This window comes from Mesorhizobium sp. M0037, from assembly GCF_040323635.1.
GTDB lineage: Bacteria > Pseudomonadota > Alphaproteobacteria > Rhizobiales > Rhizobiaceae > Mesorhizobium.
This window is the reverse complement of the sequence record NZ_JAMYVB010000008.1, coordinates 183,605-201,286: the sequence shown is the minus strand read 5'-3', so window position 1 is coordinate 201,286 and position 17,682 is coordinate 183,605. Positions and strand designations below refer to the sequence as shown.

The following is a 17,682-nucleotide window of genomic DNA, read 5'->3' as shown; positions in this document are numbered from 1 at the left end:
TTCGCAAAACCTCTGGTCAGTTCGCCGCCGCGGTCTGCGCGGCGCCGATGGATGCGGTGACATTGGTGACGAGCGCCTTGACCGACTGGGCCGTGGCATCGAAGACGGGAGCGGGATAAACGCCGAAGAAGATGACCAGCACGACCAGCGGGTAGATGATCGCCTTCTCGCGCGTCGACAGATCGAGCAGGCCCTTCAGGCTTTCCTTGGTCAGCGCGCCGAAGATCACCCGGCGGTAGAGCCAGAGCGCGTAGGCCGCCGACAGGATGACGCCGGTGGCGGCGAAGAACGCCACCCAGGTGTTGACCCGGAACACGCCGAGCATGGTCAGGAACTCGCCGACGAAGCCTGATGTGCCGGGCAAGCCGACATTGGCCATGGTGAAGATCAGGAACACCGTGGCGTATTTCGGCATGTTGTTGACCAAGCCGCCATAGGCGTCGATCTCGCGTGTGTGCATGCGGTCGTAAATGACGCCGACGCACAGGAACAGCGCGCCCGAGACGAGGCCGTGGCTCAGCATCTGGAAGATCGCGCCCTGCACGCCTTCCTGGTTCATGGCGAAGATGCCCATGGTGACGAAGCCCATATGGGCGACGGAGGAATAGGCGATCAGCTTCTTCATGTCCTCCTGCATCAGCGCCACCAGCGAGGTGTAGATGATGGCGACGACCGACAGCGTGAACACCAGCGGCGCGAACATTTCCGAGGCCAGCGGGAACATCGGCAGGGAAAAGCGCAGGAAGCCGTACCCGCCCATTTTCAACAGTATGCCCGCCAGGATCACCGAACCCGCCGTCGGCGCTTCGACGTGCGCATCGGGCAGCCAGGTGTGCACCGGCCACATCGGCATCTTCACCGCGAAGGAGGCGAAGAAGGCTAGAAATAGCCATGTCTGCATGTGGGCCGGGAAGTTGTGCGTCAGCAGCGTCGGGATGTCGGTGGTGCCCGCCTGGAAGAACATCGCCATGATGGCGAGCAGCATCAGCACCGAGCCGGCGAGCGTATAGAGGAAGAACTTGAACGAGGCATAGACGCGGCGCTTGCCGCCCCAGACGCCGATGATGATGAACATCGGGATCAGGCCGGCCTCGAAGAAGACGTAGAACAGCACGATGTCGAGCGCGCAGAACACGCCGATCATCAGCGTTTCCAAGAGCAGGAAGGCAATCATGTAGGCCTTGACGCGCTTGTCGATCGCTTCCCACGACGCCAGGATGCAGAGCGGCATCAGGAACGTCGTCAGGATGACGAACAGCATCGAAATGCCGTCGACCCCCATATGGTAGGAGATGCCGGAATCCAGCCAGGCAAATTTCTCGACGAACTGGAAGCCGGCCTGCGAATTGTCGAAGCCGGTCCAGATGAACAGCGAGATGATGAAGGTGGCTGCCGTCGTCGTGAACGCGATGGCGCGGATGTTGCGACGCGCATTCGGGCTGTCATCCCTGATGAACAGGATCAGCAGCACACCTACAAGCGGCAGGAAGGTGACCAGCGAGAGGATTGGCCAGGCGGTCATCAGAGCATCATCCAGGTGACGAGTGCGGCCACGCCGATCAGCATGGCGAAGGCATAGTGATAGAGATAGCCGGTCTGTAGCTTGACGACGCGGTCGGTGACATCGACGACACGCGCCGAAATGCCGTCAGGGCCGAGCCCGTCGATGATGGTGCCGTCGCCGGTCTTCCACAAGAACCTGCCCAGCGCCTTTGCCGGCCGCACGAACAGGACGTCGTAGAGCTCGTCGAAGTACCATTTGTTGAGCAGGAAGGCATAGAGCAGCCGATGGTTGGCGGCGACGCTCCGGGGCAGTTCCGGCGAGCGGATGTAGAACTTCCAGGCGACGGCAAAGCCGATGATCATGGCGACGAACGGTGCCAGCTCGACCCACAGCGGCAATTCGTGGATATCGTGCAGGATGTGGTTGTCCGGCAGCGTGAACAGCGAGGCCTTCCAGAATTCGGTATAGCCTTCGCCGATGAAGGCACCATGGAAGATAACGCCGGCAAACAGCGCGCCCGCGGCCAGGATGAACAGCGGCACCAGCATCACCGGCGGCGATTCATGGACATGGTGCATGACGTCGTGGCTCGCCCGCGGCTCGCCGTGGAAGGTCATGAAGATCAGCCGCCAGGAGTAGAAGGAGGTGAAGCAGGCGGCGATGACCAGCAGGACAAAAGCGAGGCCGGCGACCGAATTGTGGCCGGCAAAGGCAGCCTCGATGATGGCATCCTTGGAGAAGAAGCCGGCGGTGCCGATGACGGTCACCGGAATGCCGACGCCGGTCAGCGCCAGCGTGCCGATCACCATCATCCAGTAGGTCTTCGGAATGAGCTTCCGCAGGCCACCCATCTTGCGCATGTCCTGCTCGTCGGAGACGGCATGGATGACCGAGCCGGAGCCCAGGAACAGCAGCGCCTTGAAGAAGGCATGCGTGAACAAATGGAAGATCGCCGCGCCATAGGCGCCGACGCCGAGCGCGACGAACATGTAGCCGAGCTGCGAGCAGGTCGAATAGGCGATGACGCGCTTGATGTCGTTCTGAACCAGGCCGACGGTCGCCGCGAAGAAGGCGGTGAAGGCGCCGATGAAGGTCACCACCGTGAGCGCCGAATGCGACAGTTCGAAGAGCGGCGACAGCCGCGCCAGCATGAACACGCCGGCCGTCACCATGGTGGCGGCATGGATCAGCGCGGAAACCGGCGTCGGGCCTTCCATCGCGTCCGGCAGCCAGGTGTGCAGCGGCACCTGCGCCGACTTGCCCATGGCGCCCATGAACAGCAGCAGGCAGACGATGGTCATGGCCGCCTGCTTGTCCAGCGCATAGCCGAGGAAGGTCAGCACGGCGGCCCCTTGCGGCGCGCCTTCAGCCGGAATGAACGTCGCGGCATTGGCGAAGATGGTGCCGAGATTGACCGAGCCGAACAAAACGAAGACGCCGAAAATGCCGAGCGCGAAGCCGAAATCGCCGACGCGGTTGACGACGAAGGCCTTGATGGCAGCGGCATTGGCCGACGGCTTCTTGTACCAGAAGCCGATCAGCAAATAGGACGCGAGACCCACCCCTTCCCAGCCGAAGAACATCTGCACCAGATTGTCCGCCGTCACCAGCATCAGCATGGCGAAGGTGAACAGCGACAGATAGGCGAAGAAGCGCGGCCGGTTCGGATCGTGGTGCATGTAGCCGATCGAATAGATGTGGACCAGCGCCGACACCGTGTTGACCACCACCAGCATGACCACCGTCAGCGTATCGATCCTGAGCGCCCAGGACGCGTCCAAGCCGCCGGATTGGATCCAGCGCAGTACCGGCACGGTGAACACCTCGCCTTCGCCGAAGCCGACGGAGAAGAAGGCGACCCAGGACAGCACGGCCGAGATCACCAGGAAGCCCGAGGTGATGTATTCCGATGCCTTGGCGCCCAGCGAATTGCCGAACAGACCGACGATCAGGAAGCCGAGCAGCGGAAGGAAGACGATCGCTTGATACATGTTAGCCCCGTCAACCCTTCATCTGGTTCACGTCTTCGACCGCGATCGAGCCGCGGTTGCGGAAGAAGACGACGAGAATGGCAAGACCGATGGCCGCTTCGGCGGCCGCGACCGTCAGCACGAACAGGGCAAACACCTGGCCGACGAGATCGCCCAATGCCGCCGAGAAGGCAACGAAATTGATGTTGACCGCCAAAAGGATCAGCTCGATCGACATCAGGATGACGATGATGTTCCTGCGGTTCAGGAAGATGCCGAACACGCCGAGCGTGAACAGGATCGCCGATACGGTCAGGTAATGTGCGATGCCGACGACCATGGCCAGATCAAACCTTTCCCGGCATTTGTTGAATCATTGAACGCGCGGATACGATGGCGTCCAAAAGGCTGTCTATGGCAGAAGGCTCGAAGATAACTGTTGCATCATTCCGGCCTGCCCCCTGAACGTACGTGAAATCTTCGCTCTTGATGTTCAGCGTAAGATTCCCGTCGCGATTCCAGACGAATACCCAGGCCTTTTCAGTCGAATCAACCCGCCAAGAGGCAACCTGCTCTCCCCAATATTTTTTCTTCAAACGACCGAACATCGTCAGAGCCCCTCGCCCGACTTGACCTTGCGGATTTCCATGCCTGTCGCCGGCGTGCGGCCGACCTGGGCTGCGATCGACTGCCGCTTGATCCCTTCCTTGTGGCGCAGCGTCAGGACGATGGCGCCGATCATGGCGACCAGCAGGATGAGGCCCGAAATCTGGAAGTAGTAGAGGTAGTCGGTATAGAGGATGTCGCCGAGTGCTGCGGTGTTTGTCCGCGCGGCAAGATCCGGGATGGGTTTGGAGACCGTCGAGGCCAGTTGCGGCGCGAAGGTGTAGCCGCCGAGCACCACGATCAGCTCGGCCGCCAGGATCAGCCCGACCAGCGCGCCGATCGGCGCATATTGCAGGGCGCCTTCCTTCATCTCGGCGAAGTCGACATCGAGCATCATGACGACGAACAGGAACAGCACCATGACCGCGCCGACATAGACGACGAGCAGGATCATCGCCAGGAACTCGGCGCCGGTCAGCATGAACAGGCCGGCGGCGTTGAAGAAGGTCAGGATCAGGAACAGCACGGAATGCACGGGGTTGCGCGACGAAATGACCATGAAGGCCGACGCCACCGCGACAAAGGCGAAGAGGTAGAAAAAGGCCGCCTCTAGTCCACTCAGCATTGGGGATCCCCCGGGGTTCCTGTCCAAACAGGACATCCGTCCTGTTTGATTTCTGCGACCGCCTCCGGCCGGCAAGTTGCGTTGTCCTTAGACGAGGCCCCTCGCCCCGTCCATGCGTCAAATGTCAGCGGTAGGGCGAGTCCAGCGAGATGTTGCGCGCCAGTTCGCGCTCCCAGCGGTCGCCATTCGCCAGCAGCCTGTCCTTGTCGTAGTAAAGCTCTTCGCGCGTCTCCGTCGCGAACTCGAAATTCGGCCCCTCGACGATGGCGTCGACCGGGCAGGCTTCCTGGCAGAAGCCGCAATAGATGCACTTCACCATGTCGATGTCGTAGCGCACGGTGCGGCGCGTGCCGTCATTGCGGCGCGGGCCGGCCTCGATGGTGATCGCCTGCGCCGGACAGATCGCTTCGCACAATTTGCAGGCGATGCAGCGTTCCTCGCCATTGGGATAGCGGCGCAGCGCGTGCTCGCCACGGAAGCGCGGGCTGGTCGGCCCCTTTTCGTGCGGATAGTTGATCGTCTCCTTCGGCGCGAAGAACTGGCGCATCGACAGGAAGAAGGCGCTGACGAAATCCTGCAGCAGCAGCGATTTGGCGGCCTGGCCAAGAGCGGACATCACGCAAACCCCGTGATCTTGAGGAAGGCCGCGGTGGCAACGACCATGAACAGCGAGATCGGCAAAAACACTTTCCAGCCGAGCCGCATCAGCTGGTCGTATCGGTAGCGCGGCACGAAGGCCTTCACCATGGAGAACATGAAGAACATCAGGCAGATCTTGAGCACGAACCAGATCACGCCGGGCACCCAGGTGAAGGGGGCGAAGTCGAAGGGCGGCAGCCAGCCGCCGAGGAACAGGATGGTGGCCAGCGCGCACATCATCACCACGGCGACATATTCGCCGAGGAAGAACAACAGGAACGGCGTCGAGGAGTATTCGACCATGTGGCCGGCGACCAATTCGGACTCGGCTTCCACCAGGTCGAAGGGCGGGCGGTTGGTCTCGGCCAGCGCCGAGATGAAGAAAATGACGAACATCGGGAACAGCGCCAGCCAGTGCCAGTCGAGGAAGCTGTTGGGCAGGCCAAGCTTGGTGCCCAGCCCATCCTGCTGCGACAGCACGATGTCCGACAGGTTGAGCGAGCCGACGCAGAGCAGCACGGTGACGATGACGAAGCCGATCGAGACTTCGTAGGACACCATCTGCGCCGCCGAGCGCAGCGCGCCGAGGAACGGGTATTTCGAGTTGGACGCCCAGCCGCCCATGATCACGCCATAGACCTCGAGCGAGGAGATGGCGAAGACGTAGAGGATGCCGACATTGACGTTGGCGATCCCCCAGCCGGCATTGACGGGAATGACCGCCCAGGCCGAGATTGCCAGCACGGCCGACACCAGCGGCGCCAGCAGGAACACGCCCTTGTTGGCGCCGGACGGAATGACCGGTTCCTTGAAGACGAATTTCAGCAGATCGGCGAAAGCCTGCAGCGTGCCCCACGGGCCGACGACGTTCGGGCCGCGGCGCAATTGCACCGCCGCCCAGATCTTGCGGTCGGCGTAAAGCAGGTAGGCAACCCCGATCAGCAAAACGACGATCAGCACGACCGACTTTAAAAGGATGATCAGCGTCGGCAGCACGTAGAAGGAGAAGAAGGTGTCCATGTCTACTCTGCCGCCTGCCTGAAGCCGTTTTTCGCCAGCGCCGAGCATTCCGCCATGACGGCGGAGGCCCGCGCAATCGGGTTGGTCAGATAGAAATCCGTGACCGGCGAGGTGAAAGTGCCCTTGTTCAGCCGCCCGCCGAGCTTCGCCACCCTAGCGACGTCATAGGCATTGCCGGCTTCGACATGATCGATGCGGGCGAGATGCGGGTATTCGCCATAGAGTTTGGCGCGCAACTGCTGCAGCGAATCGAAGGGTAGTTTCTTGCCCAGCACATCGGACAATGCCCTCAGGATCGCCCAGTCTTCGCGCGCATCGCCCGGCGCGAAGCCGGCGCGGTTGGTCTGCTGCACGCGTCCCTCGGTGTTGACATAGGTGCCGGACTTTTCGGTGTAGGCGGCTCCCGGCAGGATGACATTGGCGCGGTGCGCACCGGCGTCGCCATGCGTTCCGACATAGACGACGAAGGCGCCGCCGGTCTTGGACATGTCGATCTCGTCGGCGCCGAGCAGGAACAGAACCTCGCTCTCACCCAGCATGCCGGCAACGTTCTTGCCGCCCTTGCCAGGCACGAAGCCGACATCGAGACCGCCGACGCGCGCGGCCGCAGTGTGCAGCACGGCAAAGCCGTTCCAGTCGGCGCGCGCAGCGTTGACGGCCGTGGCGAGTTTCGCCGCTTGGCCGAGCACCGCCGCGCCGTCGGCACGCGACAGCGCGCCCTGGCCGACGATGATCAGAGGATGCGTCGCCTTCTTCAGCGCCTGGAAGAACTTGCCATTGCCGTCGGCCAGATCTTTCAAGGACTCCGGACCGGCGCCGAGCTGTTCGTAGTCGTAACGCGTGTCGCCGACCTCGCCGATGACGCCGACCGGCAGATTGCCGATCCGCCAGCGTTTGCGGATGCGGGCATTGAGCACCGAGGCCTCGAAGCGCGGATTGGCGCCGATGATCAGCACCGCGTCGGCCTGCTCGATGCCCTCGATGGTCGGGTTGAAGATGTAGCTGGCGCGGCCGAGCGCGGGATCGAGTGCGGCGCCGTCCTGGCGGCAATCGGTGTTCCTTGAGCCCAACGCAGCCATAAGCTGCTTCAGTGCGTAGATTTCCTCGACGGCGGCAAGATCGCCCGCAATCGCGCCGATTTCCTCGGGCGCGGCATTCGACACCGCATCCCTGATCGCAACGAACGCTTCGGCCCAGCTGGCCGGCGCCAGCTTTCCGTCCTTGCGGACATAGGGGCGGTCGAGGCGCTGCGTGCGCAATCCGTCCCAGATGAAGCGGGTCTTGTCGGAAATCCACTCCTCGTTCACCGCTTCATTGACGCGCGGCAGGATGCGCATCACCTCGCGGCCTCTTGAGTCGACGCGGATTGCCGAGCCGACGGCGTCCATGACGTCGATGGATTCGGTCTTGGTCAGCTCCCACGGCCGCGCCTGGAAGGCGAAAGGCTTGGAGGTCAGCGCGCCGACCGGGCAGAGGTCGATGACATTGCCCTGCAGCTCCGAGGTCATGGCGCTTTCGAGATAGGTGGTGATCTCGGCATCCTCGCCGCGGCCGATCAGGCCAAGCTCGGAAATGCCGGCAACTTCCGTGGTGAAGCGAACGCAGCGCGTGCAGTGGATGCAGCGGTTCATCACCGTCTTGACCAGTGGGCCGATATACTTGTCTTCGACCGCCCGCTTGTTCTCGTGATAGCGCGAGGAATCGACGCCGAAGGCCATCGCCTGGTCCTGCAGGTCGCATTCGCCGCCCTGGTCGCAGATCGGGCAATCCAGCGGATGGTTGATCAGCAGGAATTCCATCACGCCTTCGCGGGCCTTCTTGACCATCGGCGTGTTGGTGAAGATTTCAGGCGCCTCGCCATTGGGTCCCGGACGGAGGTCGCGCACATTCATGGCGCAGGAGGCCTGCGGCTTCGGCGGCCCGCCCTTCACCTCGATCAGGCACATGCGGCAATTGCCGGCGATCGACAGCCGCTCATGGAAGCAGAAGCGCGGCACTTCCGCGCCGGCGTCCTCGGCCGCCTGCAGCAGCGTGTAGTGGTCGGGTACAGTGATCTCTTTCCCGTCGACCTTGAGCTTTGCCATCAATTGCCCCTGGCGGTCTGCGCCGTCTCATATGCCTGAAACAGATCGCTCAGCCTGATGCCATTGACCATCATGCCGGCGACTTCAGCGTTTTCTATCTTCAAATTGCTCATATTCACATTGCTGAAAAACGCCGCGTTCGAGAGGTTCGCGTCGTCCACCACGGCCGCCGACAGGTCGAATTTGTGAAACTGCGTGTTCGACAAGTTCACATCGTCAAATCTGGAGTTGCTGACGATGGCATTGCGCACATCGAGAACATCGCTCCTGTCGTGGATCTCCATGCCTGCCACCCCTACTTCTTCGCCTTGGCGGCCAGCGTCAGCGCCGCGGCCTGGCGGGTCCACTCGTCGCGGCCGATTCGGCCGGTGAGCGACAGGTAGTCCTCGACCCAGGCGATCTCTTCTGGCGCCCAGGCGGCGATCTGGGCAAAGGTCCAGATGCCGAGGCCGTTCAGCACCTTTTCCAGCTTCGGCCCAACGCCGGTGATCGCCTTGAGATCCGACGGCTTGGCCGGACGAGCCACGGCCTTGGGCTGTCTGAAATCCTCCGGCATCAATCCGATCGTCGCGCCTTCGGCGACGGCCTCGGTCTTCTCCGACTCGGCATCGACGGTGAGAGCGGCAATATCGGTCAGATCCTGGGCAAAAGTCTGCGCCTCGGCGATCAGGGTTCTGGTCGCCGCGCGCGCCTTGGTGGCGGGGGCGGTCTCGGCGAACCCTTGGCTGCGCTGTTCGAAATCGTCGATGATCGGCTGGAAAATCCGCTGCGATGCCTCGGCAGCACCCGACAAGGCGCCTAGCCACACGCCAAAGGCATGGTTGGCAAGGCCGAAGCCCAGCGCCGACATGGCGGCGGCACCAGCGACAGGATGCGCGAGAAGGTTGACGGCGCTGGCCATCTCCTTCGGCATCATCCTTGTCAAATCCTGGTTCATCTTCTCAAGCTGGTCCAAATTGGGCATCAAAGGGTTCGAATAGGGGGCCATAGACATCTCCTGGTCGTTTCTTCGTCAGCCCCGCCCCTATATTTCCGTCCGGGGCTTGCGCCCGATTTCAATCTACTCAGCAGCCACCATCACCGGTTCGGCCCGGTGCGCGTTGCGCGAAAACTCGTCGATGCGCCGCTCCACCTCGCCGCGGAAATGCCGCATCAGGCCCTGGATCGGCCATGCCGCGGCATCGCCCAGCGCGCAGATCGTATGACCCTCCACCTGTTTGGTGACGTCGAGCAGCATGTCGATCTCGCGCTTCTGCGCCTCGCCGCGCACCAGCCGCTCCATCACCCGCCACATCCAGCCGGTGCCTTCGCGGCACGGTGTGCACTGGCCGCAGCTCTCATGCTTGTAAAAATAGGACAGCCTGGCGATCGCCTTCACGATATCGGTCGACTTGTCCATGACGATGACAGCCGCCGTGCCGAGACCCGATTTCAGGTCGCGCAGCGCATCGAAATCCATCGGCGCATCGATGATCTGCTCGGCCGGCACCAGCGGCACCGAAGCGCCGCCCGGAATGACCGCCAGGAGATTGTCCCAGCCGCCGCGAATGCCGCCGCAATGGGTTTCGATCAGCTCGCGGAACGGGATCGACATCGCCTCTTCGACGGTGCACGGATTGTTGACGTGGCCCGAGATGCAAAACAGCTTGGTGCCGACATTGTTGGGCCGGCCGAAGGACGAGAACCAGGCCGCGCCGCGGCGCAAAATGGTCGGCGCGACCGCGATGGACTCGACATTGTTCACGGTTGTCGGACAACCGTACAAGCCGACATTGGCTGGGAATGGCGGCTTCAGCCGGGGCTGGCCCTTCTTGCCTTCGAGGCTTTCGAGCAGCGCTGTTTCCTCGCCGCAGATGTAGGCGCCGGCGCCGTGGTGCATGTAGATGTCGAAATCGTATCCGGACGTGTTGTTCTTGCCGATCAGCCTGGCCTCATAGGCCTCGTCGATGGCGCGCTGCAGCGCTTCGCGCTCGCGGATGAACTCGCCGCGCACATAGATGTAGGCGGCGACCGCGCCCATGGCGAAGCCGGCGATGAACGAGCCCTCGACCAGCGTGTGCGGATCGTTGCGCAGGATATCGCGGTCCTTGCACGTGCCGGGCTCGGATTCGTCGGCGTTGACAACGAGATAGCTCGGCCTTCCGTCGCTTTGCTTGGGCATGAACGACCATTTCAGCCCGGTCGGGAAACCGGCGCCGCCACGGCCGCGCAGGCCTGACGCCTTCATCTCGTTGACGATCCACTCGCGCCCCTTGGCGATGATGCCGGGCGTGTTGTCCCAGGCGCCGCGCGCCATGGCGCCGGCCAGCGACTTATCGAACAGGCCGTAGATGTTGTTGAAGATGCGGTCTTTGTCAGCCAGCATGACTTACCTCTTTCCCCGCAAGACGATCGAGAACCACACCAGCACGCCCATGCCGGTCGCGGCCATCGATTCCAGGGTATCCGAAAACGGCAATTCGACGAGGCGCCGAAGCCCCTCCAGAAGGATGTTGGCAGCAGCGATGCAGACAACGCCGATGACAATGCTGCGCAGCGTCAGCAAAGATCCGGTGCTTTGCGCTTCAGCCATCAACGTGGCTCCTTGCCGAAGACGCGGATGTATTCGGCGACGCCGCCCTTGGCGAGCGCCTTGGCCTGCTTGCCCCAGTCGTCGCGCTCGATGCGGCCCTGGAAAGCGAGATATCCATCCACCCAGTCGCGCTCGGCCTTATTCCAGGATGCGACCTGTGTGAAGGTGAAGATGCCAAGCGAATGAAGGATGCCCTCGATCTTCGGGCCGATGCCCGAGATCAGCTTGAGATCGTCGACCGCGGCCGGCCTGTCGATTCCGGCTGGACGGTTCTTGTCCTCGAGCGACGGCTTTGCGGGCCTGGCTGCCGGCGCCTTGACGGCCGGGGCCACCGCGGCCTTGGCCGCTGGCGCCTTGAATTCCGGAGCGATGAAGGCAGCTGCCGGCGTGGAGGTGGTCTTCGGGCCATTACGCTGCTTGGCGACCTTCTCGACTTCAGGCGCCGCGGTGTTGGCGTTGGCGGCCGAATGCAGGGGCGCCGGGACGCTCGCCGCTTTTTCCGCCGCCGGTGCAACCTTGGCCCTGGAGGGCGACTTCAACGCCGAGCTGGTTTCCGGCGCATCGGTCTTCGGCTTGCCGGCGTTGGATGGCGCGACCGGGGCGGCCGCTGCAGGAGCGGCAGGAGCCGGAACAGGCGCCGCAATGATCGCGTCGGGCGCCGCGTGGGCAGCCTTGCTCGCCGCCCTGGCTTCCTTGTCGCGCGTTGCTTTGAGGATCGCCTTTTCGCTCTTCAGCGTCGTCAGGCCAGGCGCCGGCTCCGAGCCGGTTCTGCCGTTTTGCGGTCCCGCGGGAACCGAGGCGCCCTTGCCCGCATCGTAAAGATCGATGATTTCGGCCAGCCGCTCGGGCGTCAGATCCTCGAACGTATCCTTGAAGACCATCACCATCGGCGCGTTGACGCAGGCGCCGAGGCATTCGACTTCCTCCCACGACAGCGTGCCCTTGTCGTTGGTGTGGAACTGGTCGTGATGGATTTTCGAGCGGCACACATCCATCAGCGCTTCCGAGCCGCGCAGCATGCAGGGCGTGGTGCCGCAGACCTGGATGTGCGCGCGCGTGCCGACCGGATTGAGCTGGTACTGCGTGTAGAAGGTCGCGACTTCGAGGCCGCGAATGCGCGGCATGCCGAGCATGTCCGAAATCGTCTCGATCGCCGCCTTGGTGACCCAGCCTTCCTGCTCCTGCGCAATCATCAGCAAGGGAATGATCGCCGACTGCTCCCGGCCCTTCGGATATTTCTTGATCCATTGCTTCGCAACCGCGGCATTCGCCCGGTTGAAGGCGAAGGTGGCTGGCTGGACGCTTGCTTCTGCGAGACGGCGGACTGACATTTAGCGATCGACCTCACCAAACACGATGTCGAGGGAACCCAGGACGGCAGTGACGTCGGCCAGCATGTGGCCACGGCAGAGGAAATCCATGGCTTGCAGATGCGCGAAGCCGGGCGCGCGCAGCTTGCAGCGGTAGGGCTTGTTGGTGCCGTCGGAGACGAGATAGACGCCGAACTCGCCCTTCGGCGCCTCGACCGCGGCATAGACCTCGCCGGCCGGCACGCGGTAACCCTCAGTATAGAGCTTGAAATGATGGATCAGCGCTTCCATCGAGCGCTTCATCGCCTGGCGCTTGGGCGGCACCACCTTGCCGTCGAGGTTCGACACCGGCCCGGTGCTCTCCTTGCCTAGCAGAAGGTCGACGCACTGACGCATGATCTTGGCCGACTGGCGCATTTCTTCCATGCGCACGAGATAACGGTCGTAGCAGTCGCCGTTCTTGCCGATCGGGATGTCGAAATCCATCTCGGAATAGCATTCATAGGGCTGCGACTTGCGCAAATCCCAGGCAGCACCCGAGCCGCGCACCATGACGCCGGAAAAACCCCAGGCCCAGGCGTCGGCAAGCGACACGATACCGATATCGACATTGCGTTGCTTGAAGATGCGGTTGCCGGTAAGCAGCTTGTCGAGGTCGTCAAGGGACTTCAGGAACGGGTCGATCCACTTGCCGATGTCCTCGACCAGCTTCGCCGGCAGATCCTGGTGCACACCGCCCGGACGGAAATAGGCCGCGTGCATGCGCGAACCGGAAGCGCGCTCATAAAACACCATCAGCTTTTCGCGTTCGACAAAACCCCACAGCGGCGGCGTCAGCGCGCCGATATCCAGCGCCTGCGTCGTCACATTGAGGATGTGCGACATGATGCGGCTGAGCTCGGAATAGAGCACGCGGATCAACTGGCCGCGCTTCGGCACTTCGATGCCGAGCAACCGCTCGGTGGCGAGCGCGAAGGCATGCTCCTGGTTCATCGGTGCGCAATAGTCGAGCCGGTCGAGATAGGGCACTGCCTGCAGATAGGTCTTGTGCTCGATCAGCTTTTCGGTGCCGCGATGCAGCAAGCCGATATGCGGATCGACGCGGTCGACCACCTCGCCGTCAAGCTCCAGCACAAGACGCAAAACACCGTGTGCCGCAGGGTGCTGCGGTCCGAAGTTGATGTTAAAGTTGCGGACGGAGTGCTCGGTCATGCTAGATTCCAAGCCTTTCCTTGGCTGACGGCGTCAGTTCCATGAAGCGGACCGTCTGCGGCCCGGCCACATATTCTTTTGCTCTCTGCTCGCATTGCTCAATGGTCTCGTTGGAAGGCTGGAGATCGGCCAGCTCTCCAGCATCGCGCAAGGCGTTCAAAATCTGGTCCAATTCAATCTGCATCGCAGGCTTGATACGAAATATCGTCGGGCAGTTCTTCACCGTGTCGTTCGCCACGACAGCTCGCGCCGCCGAATAGCAATCCACTCCAGCTACTTTGCAGTCGTTCGCAAAAGCATTCTGCAAGCCGGCACAGCAAAACAGGCTTAGTAGCGCTACGCGGATCATCGCCACGCCGCCGCCCCTACTGTTTCGCCTTCTCATCGCCCGGCAGGACGTAGTCCGTCCCTTCCCATGGCGAGAGAAAATCGAAGTTCCTGAATTCCTGCTTCAATTCCACCGGCTCGTAGATCACGCGCTTGGCTTCGTCGTCGTAGCGCACCTCGACGAAACCTGTCAGCGGGAAGTCCTTGCGCAGGGGATGGCCCTCGAAACCGTAATCCGTGAGGATGCGGCGCAGGTCCGGATGGCCGGAGAACAGCACGCCATAGAGATCGTAGGCTTCGCGCTCATACCAGTCGGCGCCGGGATAGACAGCGGTGAGCGACGGCACCAGCGTCTCTTCGTCGGCCTGCAACTTGATGCGGATGCGCAAATTCTGCTTCGGCGACAGCAGATGATAGACGACATCGAAACGCTTGACGCGCGACGGGTAGTCGGCGCCGCAGATATCGATGATCGAAATGAACTGGCAGCCCGAATCGTCACGCAGGAAGCTTGTCACCTCGATCAGATTGTCTGTAGCAACCGAGATCGTCAGTTCGCCATAGGCAAGCACTGCATCGGTGACGCGGCCCGGCAGCTTTTCGCCGAGATAGGTCGACAGTTCGCTCAGGGATGCGGCCATGGGTCTACCGTTCGATCGTGCCGGTGCGGCGGATCTTCTTCTGCAGGAGAAGAATGCCGTAGAGCAGCGCTTCGGCGCTTGGCGGGCAGCCGGGCACATAGATGTCGACCGGCACGATGCGGTCGCAGCCGCGCACCACCGAATAGGAATAGTGATAATAGCCGCCGCCATTGGCGCAGGAGCCCATCGAGATGACGTAGCGCGGCTCCGGCATCTGGTCGTAGACCTTGCGCAAAGCCGGGGCCATCTTGTTGGTCAGCGTTCCCGCCACGATCATGATGTCGGACTGGCGCGGCGACGCGCGAGGAGCCACGCCAAACCGCTCCGAATCATAGCGCGGCATCGAGGTGTGGATCATCTCGACGGCACAGCAGGCGAGACCGAAGGTCATGAACATCAGCGAGCCGCTGCGTGCCCAGGTGATCAGCGCCTCGGTCGAGGTGACCAGAAAACCCTTGTCGGCCAGTTCATTGTTGATCTCGAGGAAGAACGGATCGTCGGAACCGACCGGACGTCCGGTATTGGGGTCGATCAGGCCTTTGGGCTTCGGCGCGACGAGCGTTCCGGAACTGTCGTTCAATCCCATTCCAGCGCTCCTTTTTTCCACTCATAGGCAAAGCCGATGGTCAGCACCGCCAAAAACACCATCATCGACCAGAAACCGAGCATGCCGATCTTCGAGAACGACACCGCCCACGGAAACAGGAAGGCCACTTCCAGATCGAAGATGATGAACAGGATCGACACCAGGTAGAAGCGGATGTCGAATTTCATCCGGGCATCGTCGAACGAGTTGAACCCGCACTCGTAGGCGGAAAGCTTCTCCGGATCGGGATTGCGATAAGCCACCAGAAACGGCGCGATGATAAGCGCCAGGCCTACAACTGCGGCCACGGCGATGAAGAGGACGATGGGCAGGTATGAACTGAGGAGTACGTTCATGCTCGGCTTTCCGTTGGCGGCCAATCCACTTTGATTACAGCAACCAACCCTAATGCGGAAGCGCGACAGTTTAACCGCTGAACCGTTTTAGGTGCCTTTGCTGCAACGCGGCGAGGGTTAGCGCACGGCTTTCAGCGAAGCAAGTCAAACCTTGTTCAAAAGACAGTGCTGGACGGCAGGCCGGGAAAAACTGGTCCGATCTCCTCCTGTTTGATTTCCTTCATCTTTCACTCCACTTTTGTCTCCTGACACATCTCCCGCCATTTGCCTGCTAGCATCACCGGAATCGCCGGCTAAAGTCGGGAAAATGGTTCGAGGCAAGACACTTTGACGAAGGACAAAATCTCACTCCCGACGGCCAGGCGCATCGCGCTCGCCGCGCAAGGATTTCTCGATCCGCGCCCGGGCGGCACGCCCGATCGCCGCCACCTCGCCCGCGTGCTGTCGCGCACCGGCTTGCTGCAGATCGATTCCGTCAGCGCGGTGGTGCGCGCCCACTATATGCCGCTCTATTCGCGCCTTGGCCCCTACCCGCTCACCCTGCTCGACAATGCCGCAATCACCCGCAAGCGCACCGTGTTCGAGTACTGGGCGCATGAGGCCTCGTTCCTGCCGGTCGAGACCTACCCGTTGATGCGCTGGCGCATGCAGCGCGCCGAGCAGGGCGACGAAATGTATCTCGGCCTCGCCAAATGGGGCCGCGAGCACGCCGCCTATATCGAAGAGATCTACCGCGCGGTCGCCGAGCGCGGCCCGATTGCCGCTTCGGCACTGGAAGGCCAGAAAGGTTCGGGCGGCTGGTGGGGCTGGAGCCACGCCAAGCACGCCTTCGAATGGCTGTTCTGGGCCGGACGCATCACCACGGCGCACCGCCGTGGCTTCGAGCGTTTCTACGACCTGCCCGAGCGCGTGCTGCCGCAGGCGATCCTCGATCTGCCGGTGCCGGCGGCCGAGGACGCGCACCGCGAATTGCTGCGCATTTCCGCCCGCGCCCACGGCATCGCGACGTCGGGTGACCTGCGCGATTATTTCCGCTTGTCGCCGGCCGACATGAAGGGCCGGTTGGAGGAACTGGTTGAGATGGGCGAGTTGCTGCCGGTAAACGTCGAAGGCTGGGACAAGCCGGCTTACCTCTATAAGGACGCCCGTCTGCCGCGAAAGATCGAGGCCCGCGCGCTACTGGCGCCCTTCGATCCGGTGGTCTTCGAGCGCTCGCGCACCGAGCGCCTGTTCGATTTCCACTACCGCATCGAGATCTACACCCCGGCTGACAAGCGCCAATATGGCTACTACGTGCTGCCCTTCCTGCTCGGCGACCGGATCGTCGCCCGCGTCGATCTCAAGGCCGACCGCCCGGCCAGCGTGCTGCGCGTCCACGCCGCCTACGCCGAACCCGGCGCGCCGCCGGAAACTGCCGCAGAGCTGTTCGAGGAATTAAAGCAGATGCAGGGCTGGCTTGGCCTTGAGCGCATCGAAGTGGCGCCGACCGGCAATCTGGGGAAACCCCTGGCCGACATCGCCATGTCGTAGCAGCGCGTTGACACAACTCCCCGCAACAGCCTAAATCCGCTCCAGACGGTCCCCTGCCCGCAACGGCAAGGGCCAAGAGGGAATGCGGTGCGGGACGAAAATCCCAAATCCGCGGCTGTCCCCGCAACTGTAAGCGAAGAGCCAAGGCCGAAAGCCACTGGGTAACACCGGGAAGGCGGCTAACCAAGGCGATGACCCGCGAGCCAGGAGACCTGCCGTCTGAGACAAAGTATCCGATCGCCTGGCGGGTTTCCGGGCAAGGAGCACGGTTTTTGGACCAGAACAGCAGTTTTTCGGCTGGCACAGCGGACATTGCGTCCAGGGACAACGACGCCCTGACCGGCGTGACCGTCATCGTCTGCGCCTCCTGCCGCGATGAGACCGGTTCCGACGCCCATCCGCGCGCCGGCGAATTGCTGGCTGAGGACACACGCCGCGCCGCTGCTGGCGATATCCGGGTCCGCACCGCCGAATGTCTCGGCAATTGCAAGCGCCGCCTCAGCGCCGCGATCCTGCGCGATGGCTGCTGGAGCTATGTCTTCGGCGATCTGACCGCAACCAGCGGCGCCGACCTCGTTACCGGCGCAAAGCTCTTCGCGACTTCGGCCGACGGCCTCATCCCGTGGCGCGGCCGGCCCGATAGCCTCAAGCGCGGCCTCGTTGCCCGCATCCCACCCCTCGACATGCTGAAGGACTGACG

The 17,682-nt window shown here is 62.5% G+C and carries 20 protein-coding genes and 1 riboswitch; of the genes, 2 read left to right on the top strand and 18 right to left on the bottom strand.

The annotated features are described in order from the left end of the window. Positions 1-16 precede the first annotated feature (16 nt). The 18 genes from NKJ78_RS14980 to NKJ78_RS14895 all read right to left on the bottom strand — a co-directional run bounded on the left by NKJ78_RS14980 (position 17) and on the right by NKJ78_RS14895 (position 15,452). Positions 17-1,522 carry an NADH-quinone oxidoreductase subunit M gene (locus tag NKJ78_RS14980; protein WP_023670808.1) on the bottom strand — a complete coding sequence of 502 codons (1,506 nt, stop codon included), beginning with the start codon at positions 1,520-1,522 and terminating at the stop codon, positions 17-19. Next, the gene (nuoL, locus tag NKJ78_RS14975) at positions 1,522-3,495 is read right to left on the bottom strand and encodes an NADH-quinone oxidoreductase subunit L (RefSeq protein WP_023746862.1); all 1,974 of its coding nucleotides are present in this window, start codon (positions 3,493-3,495) and stop codon (positions 1,522-1,524) included. Before nuoL ends, NKJ78_RS14980 begins: the two co-directional genes overlap by 1 nt. Positions 3,496-3,505: 10 nt before the next feature. Next, complete coding sequence (gene nuoK / locus NKJ78_RS14970; protein ID WP_023670810.1) at positions 3,506-3,814, bottom strand: NADH-quinone oxidoreductase subunit NuoK; 309 nt, start codon at positions 3,812-3,814, stop codon at positions 3,506-3,508. Positions 3,815-3,821: 7 nt separating this feature from the next. Beyond that, positions 3,822-4,082 carry a hypothetical protein gene (locus tag NKJ78_RS14965; RefSeq protein WP_023670811.1) on the bottom strand — a complete coding sequence of 87 codons (261 nt, stop codon included), beginning with the start codon at positions 4,080-4,082 and terminating at the stop codon, positions 3,822-3,824. A gap of 2 nt (positions 4,083-4,084) precedes the next feature. Next, complete coding sequence (locus tag NKJ78_RS14960; protein ID WP_023670812.1) at positions 4,085-4,705, bottom strand: NADH-quinone oxidoreductase subunit J; 621 nt, start codon at positions 4,703-4,705, stop codon at positions 4,085-4,087. A gap of 124 nt (positions 4,706-4,829) precedes the next feature. After that, the gene (gene nuoI, locus NKJ78_RS14955; protein WP_023690956.1) at positions 4,830-5,321 is read right to left on the bottom strand and encodes an NADH-quinone oxidoreductase subunit NuoI; all 492 of its coding nucleotides are present in this window, start codon (positions 5,319-5,321) and stop codon (positions 4,830-4,832) included. Next, on the bottom strand, positions 5,321-6,364 hold the full coding sequence (nuoH, locus tag NKJ78_RS14950; protein WP_023685202.1) for an NADH-quinone oxidoreductase subunit NuoH: 1,044 nt from the start codon (positions 6,362-6,364) through the stop codon (positions 5,321-5,323). The genes nuoI and nuoH overlap by 1 nt, the downstream gene beginning before the upstream one ends. Positions 6,365-6,366: 2 nt before the next feature. Then, a complete protein-coding gene (gene nuoG / locus NKJ78_RS14945; RefSeq protein WP_352562494.1) occupies positions 6,367-8,448 on the bottom strand; it encodes an NADH-quinone oxidoreductase subunit NuoG in 2,082 nt (693 codons plus the stop codon). Further along, a complete protein-coding gene (locus NKJ78_RS14940) occupies positions 8,448-8,732 on the bottom strand; it encodes a pentapeptide repeat-containing protein (RefSeq protein WP_352562493.1) in 285 nt (94 codons plus the stop codon). The genes nuoG and NKJ78_RS14940 overlap by 1 nt, the downstream gene beginning before the upstream one ends. A gap of 11 nt (positions 8,733-8,743) precedes the next feature. Next, on the bottom strand, positions 8,744-9,436 hold the full coding sequence (locus NKJ78_RS14935) for a helix-hairpin-helix domain-containing protein (protein WP_352460285.1): 693 nt from the start codon (positions 9,434-9,436) through the stop codon (positions 8,744-8,746). A 72-nt stretch (positions 9,437-9,508) separates the two neighbouring features. Continuing rightward, positions 9,509-10,813, bottom strand: coding sequence for an NADH-quinone oxidoreductase subunit NuoF (gene nuoF / locus NKJ78_RS14930; RefSeq protein WP_023670819.1), 1,305 nt, complete (start codon positions 10,811-10,813; stop codon positions 9,509-9,511). Between the two features lie 3 nt (positions 10,814-10,816). Next, positions 10,817-11,020, bottom strand: a complete 204-nt coding sequence (locus NKJ78_RS14925; RefSeq protein WP_023690953.1) for a hypothetical protein — start codon at positions 11,018-11,020, stop codon at positions 10,817-10,819. Next, positions 11,020-12,351: an NADH-quinone oxidoreductase subunit E gene (locus NKJ78_RS14920; RefSeq protein ID WP_352460284.1), complete on the bottom strand. Its 1,332-nt coding sequence runs from the start codon at positions 12,349-12,351 to the stop codon at positions 11,020-11,022. Before NKJ78_RS14920 ends, NKJ78_RS14925 begins: the two co-directional genes overlap by 1 nt. Next, positions 12,352-13,542 (bottom strand): NADH-quinone oxidoreductase subunit D, encoded by a 1,191-nt coding sequence (locus NKJ78_RS14915; protein ID WP_023712705.1) that lies wholly within the window; start codon positions 13,540-13,542, stop codon positions 12,352-12,354. Between the two features lies 1 nt (position 13,543). Continuing rightward, on the bottom strand, positions 13,544-13,897 hold the full coding sequence (locus NKJ78_RS14910) for a hypothetical protein (protein ID WP_155921649.1): 354 nt from the start codon (positions 13,895-13,897) through the stop codon (positions 13,544-13,546). 10 nt (positions 13,898-13,907) lie between these two features. Next, positions 13,908-14,510, bottom strand: coding sequence for an NADH-quinone oxidoreductase subunit C (locus NKJ78_RS14905; protein WP_352460282.1), 603 nt, complete (start codon positions 14,508-14,510; stop codon positions 13,908-13,910). 4 nt (positions 14,511-14,514) lie between these two features. Then, positions 14,515-15,096 (bottom strand): NuoB/complex I 20 kDa subunit family protein, encoded by a 582-nt coding sequence (locus NKJ78_RS14900; protein WP_023670824.1) that lies wholly within the window; start codon positions 15,094-15,096, stop codon positions 14,515-14,517. Then, entirely contained in the window at positions 15,087-15,452 is a 366-nt protein-coding gene (locus NKJ78_RS14895; protein WP_023670825.1) for an NADH-quinone oxidoreductase subunit A, read from the bottom strand. Before NKJ78_RS14895 ends, NKJ78_RS14900 begins: the two co-directional genes overlap by 10 nt. A gap of 327 nt (positions 15,453-15,779) precedes the next feature. Between NKJ78_RS14895 and NKJ78_RS14890 the strand changes: the two genes are divergently transcribed. Both NKJ78_RS14890 and NKJ78_RS14885 read left to right on the top strand, forming a co-directional pair. Next, on the top strand, positions 15,780-16,982 hold the full coding sequence (locus NKJ78_RS14890) for a winged helix-turn-helix domain-containing protein (protein ID WP_352460280.1): 1,203 nt from the start codon (positions 15,780-15,782) through the stop codon (positions 16,980-16,982). Between the two features lie 29 nt (positions 16,983-17,011). Next, a riboswitch (cobalamin riboswitch) is annotated at positions 17,012-17,216 on the top strand. Positions 17,217-17,254: 38 nt separating this feature from the next. Further along, a complete protein-coding gene (locus NKJ78_RS14885; protein WP_352460278.1) occupies positions 17,255-17,680 on the top strand; it encodes a DUF1636 family protein in 426 nt (141 codons plus the stop codon). Positions 17,681-17,682 lie beyond the last annotated feature (2 nt).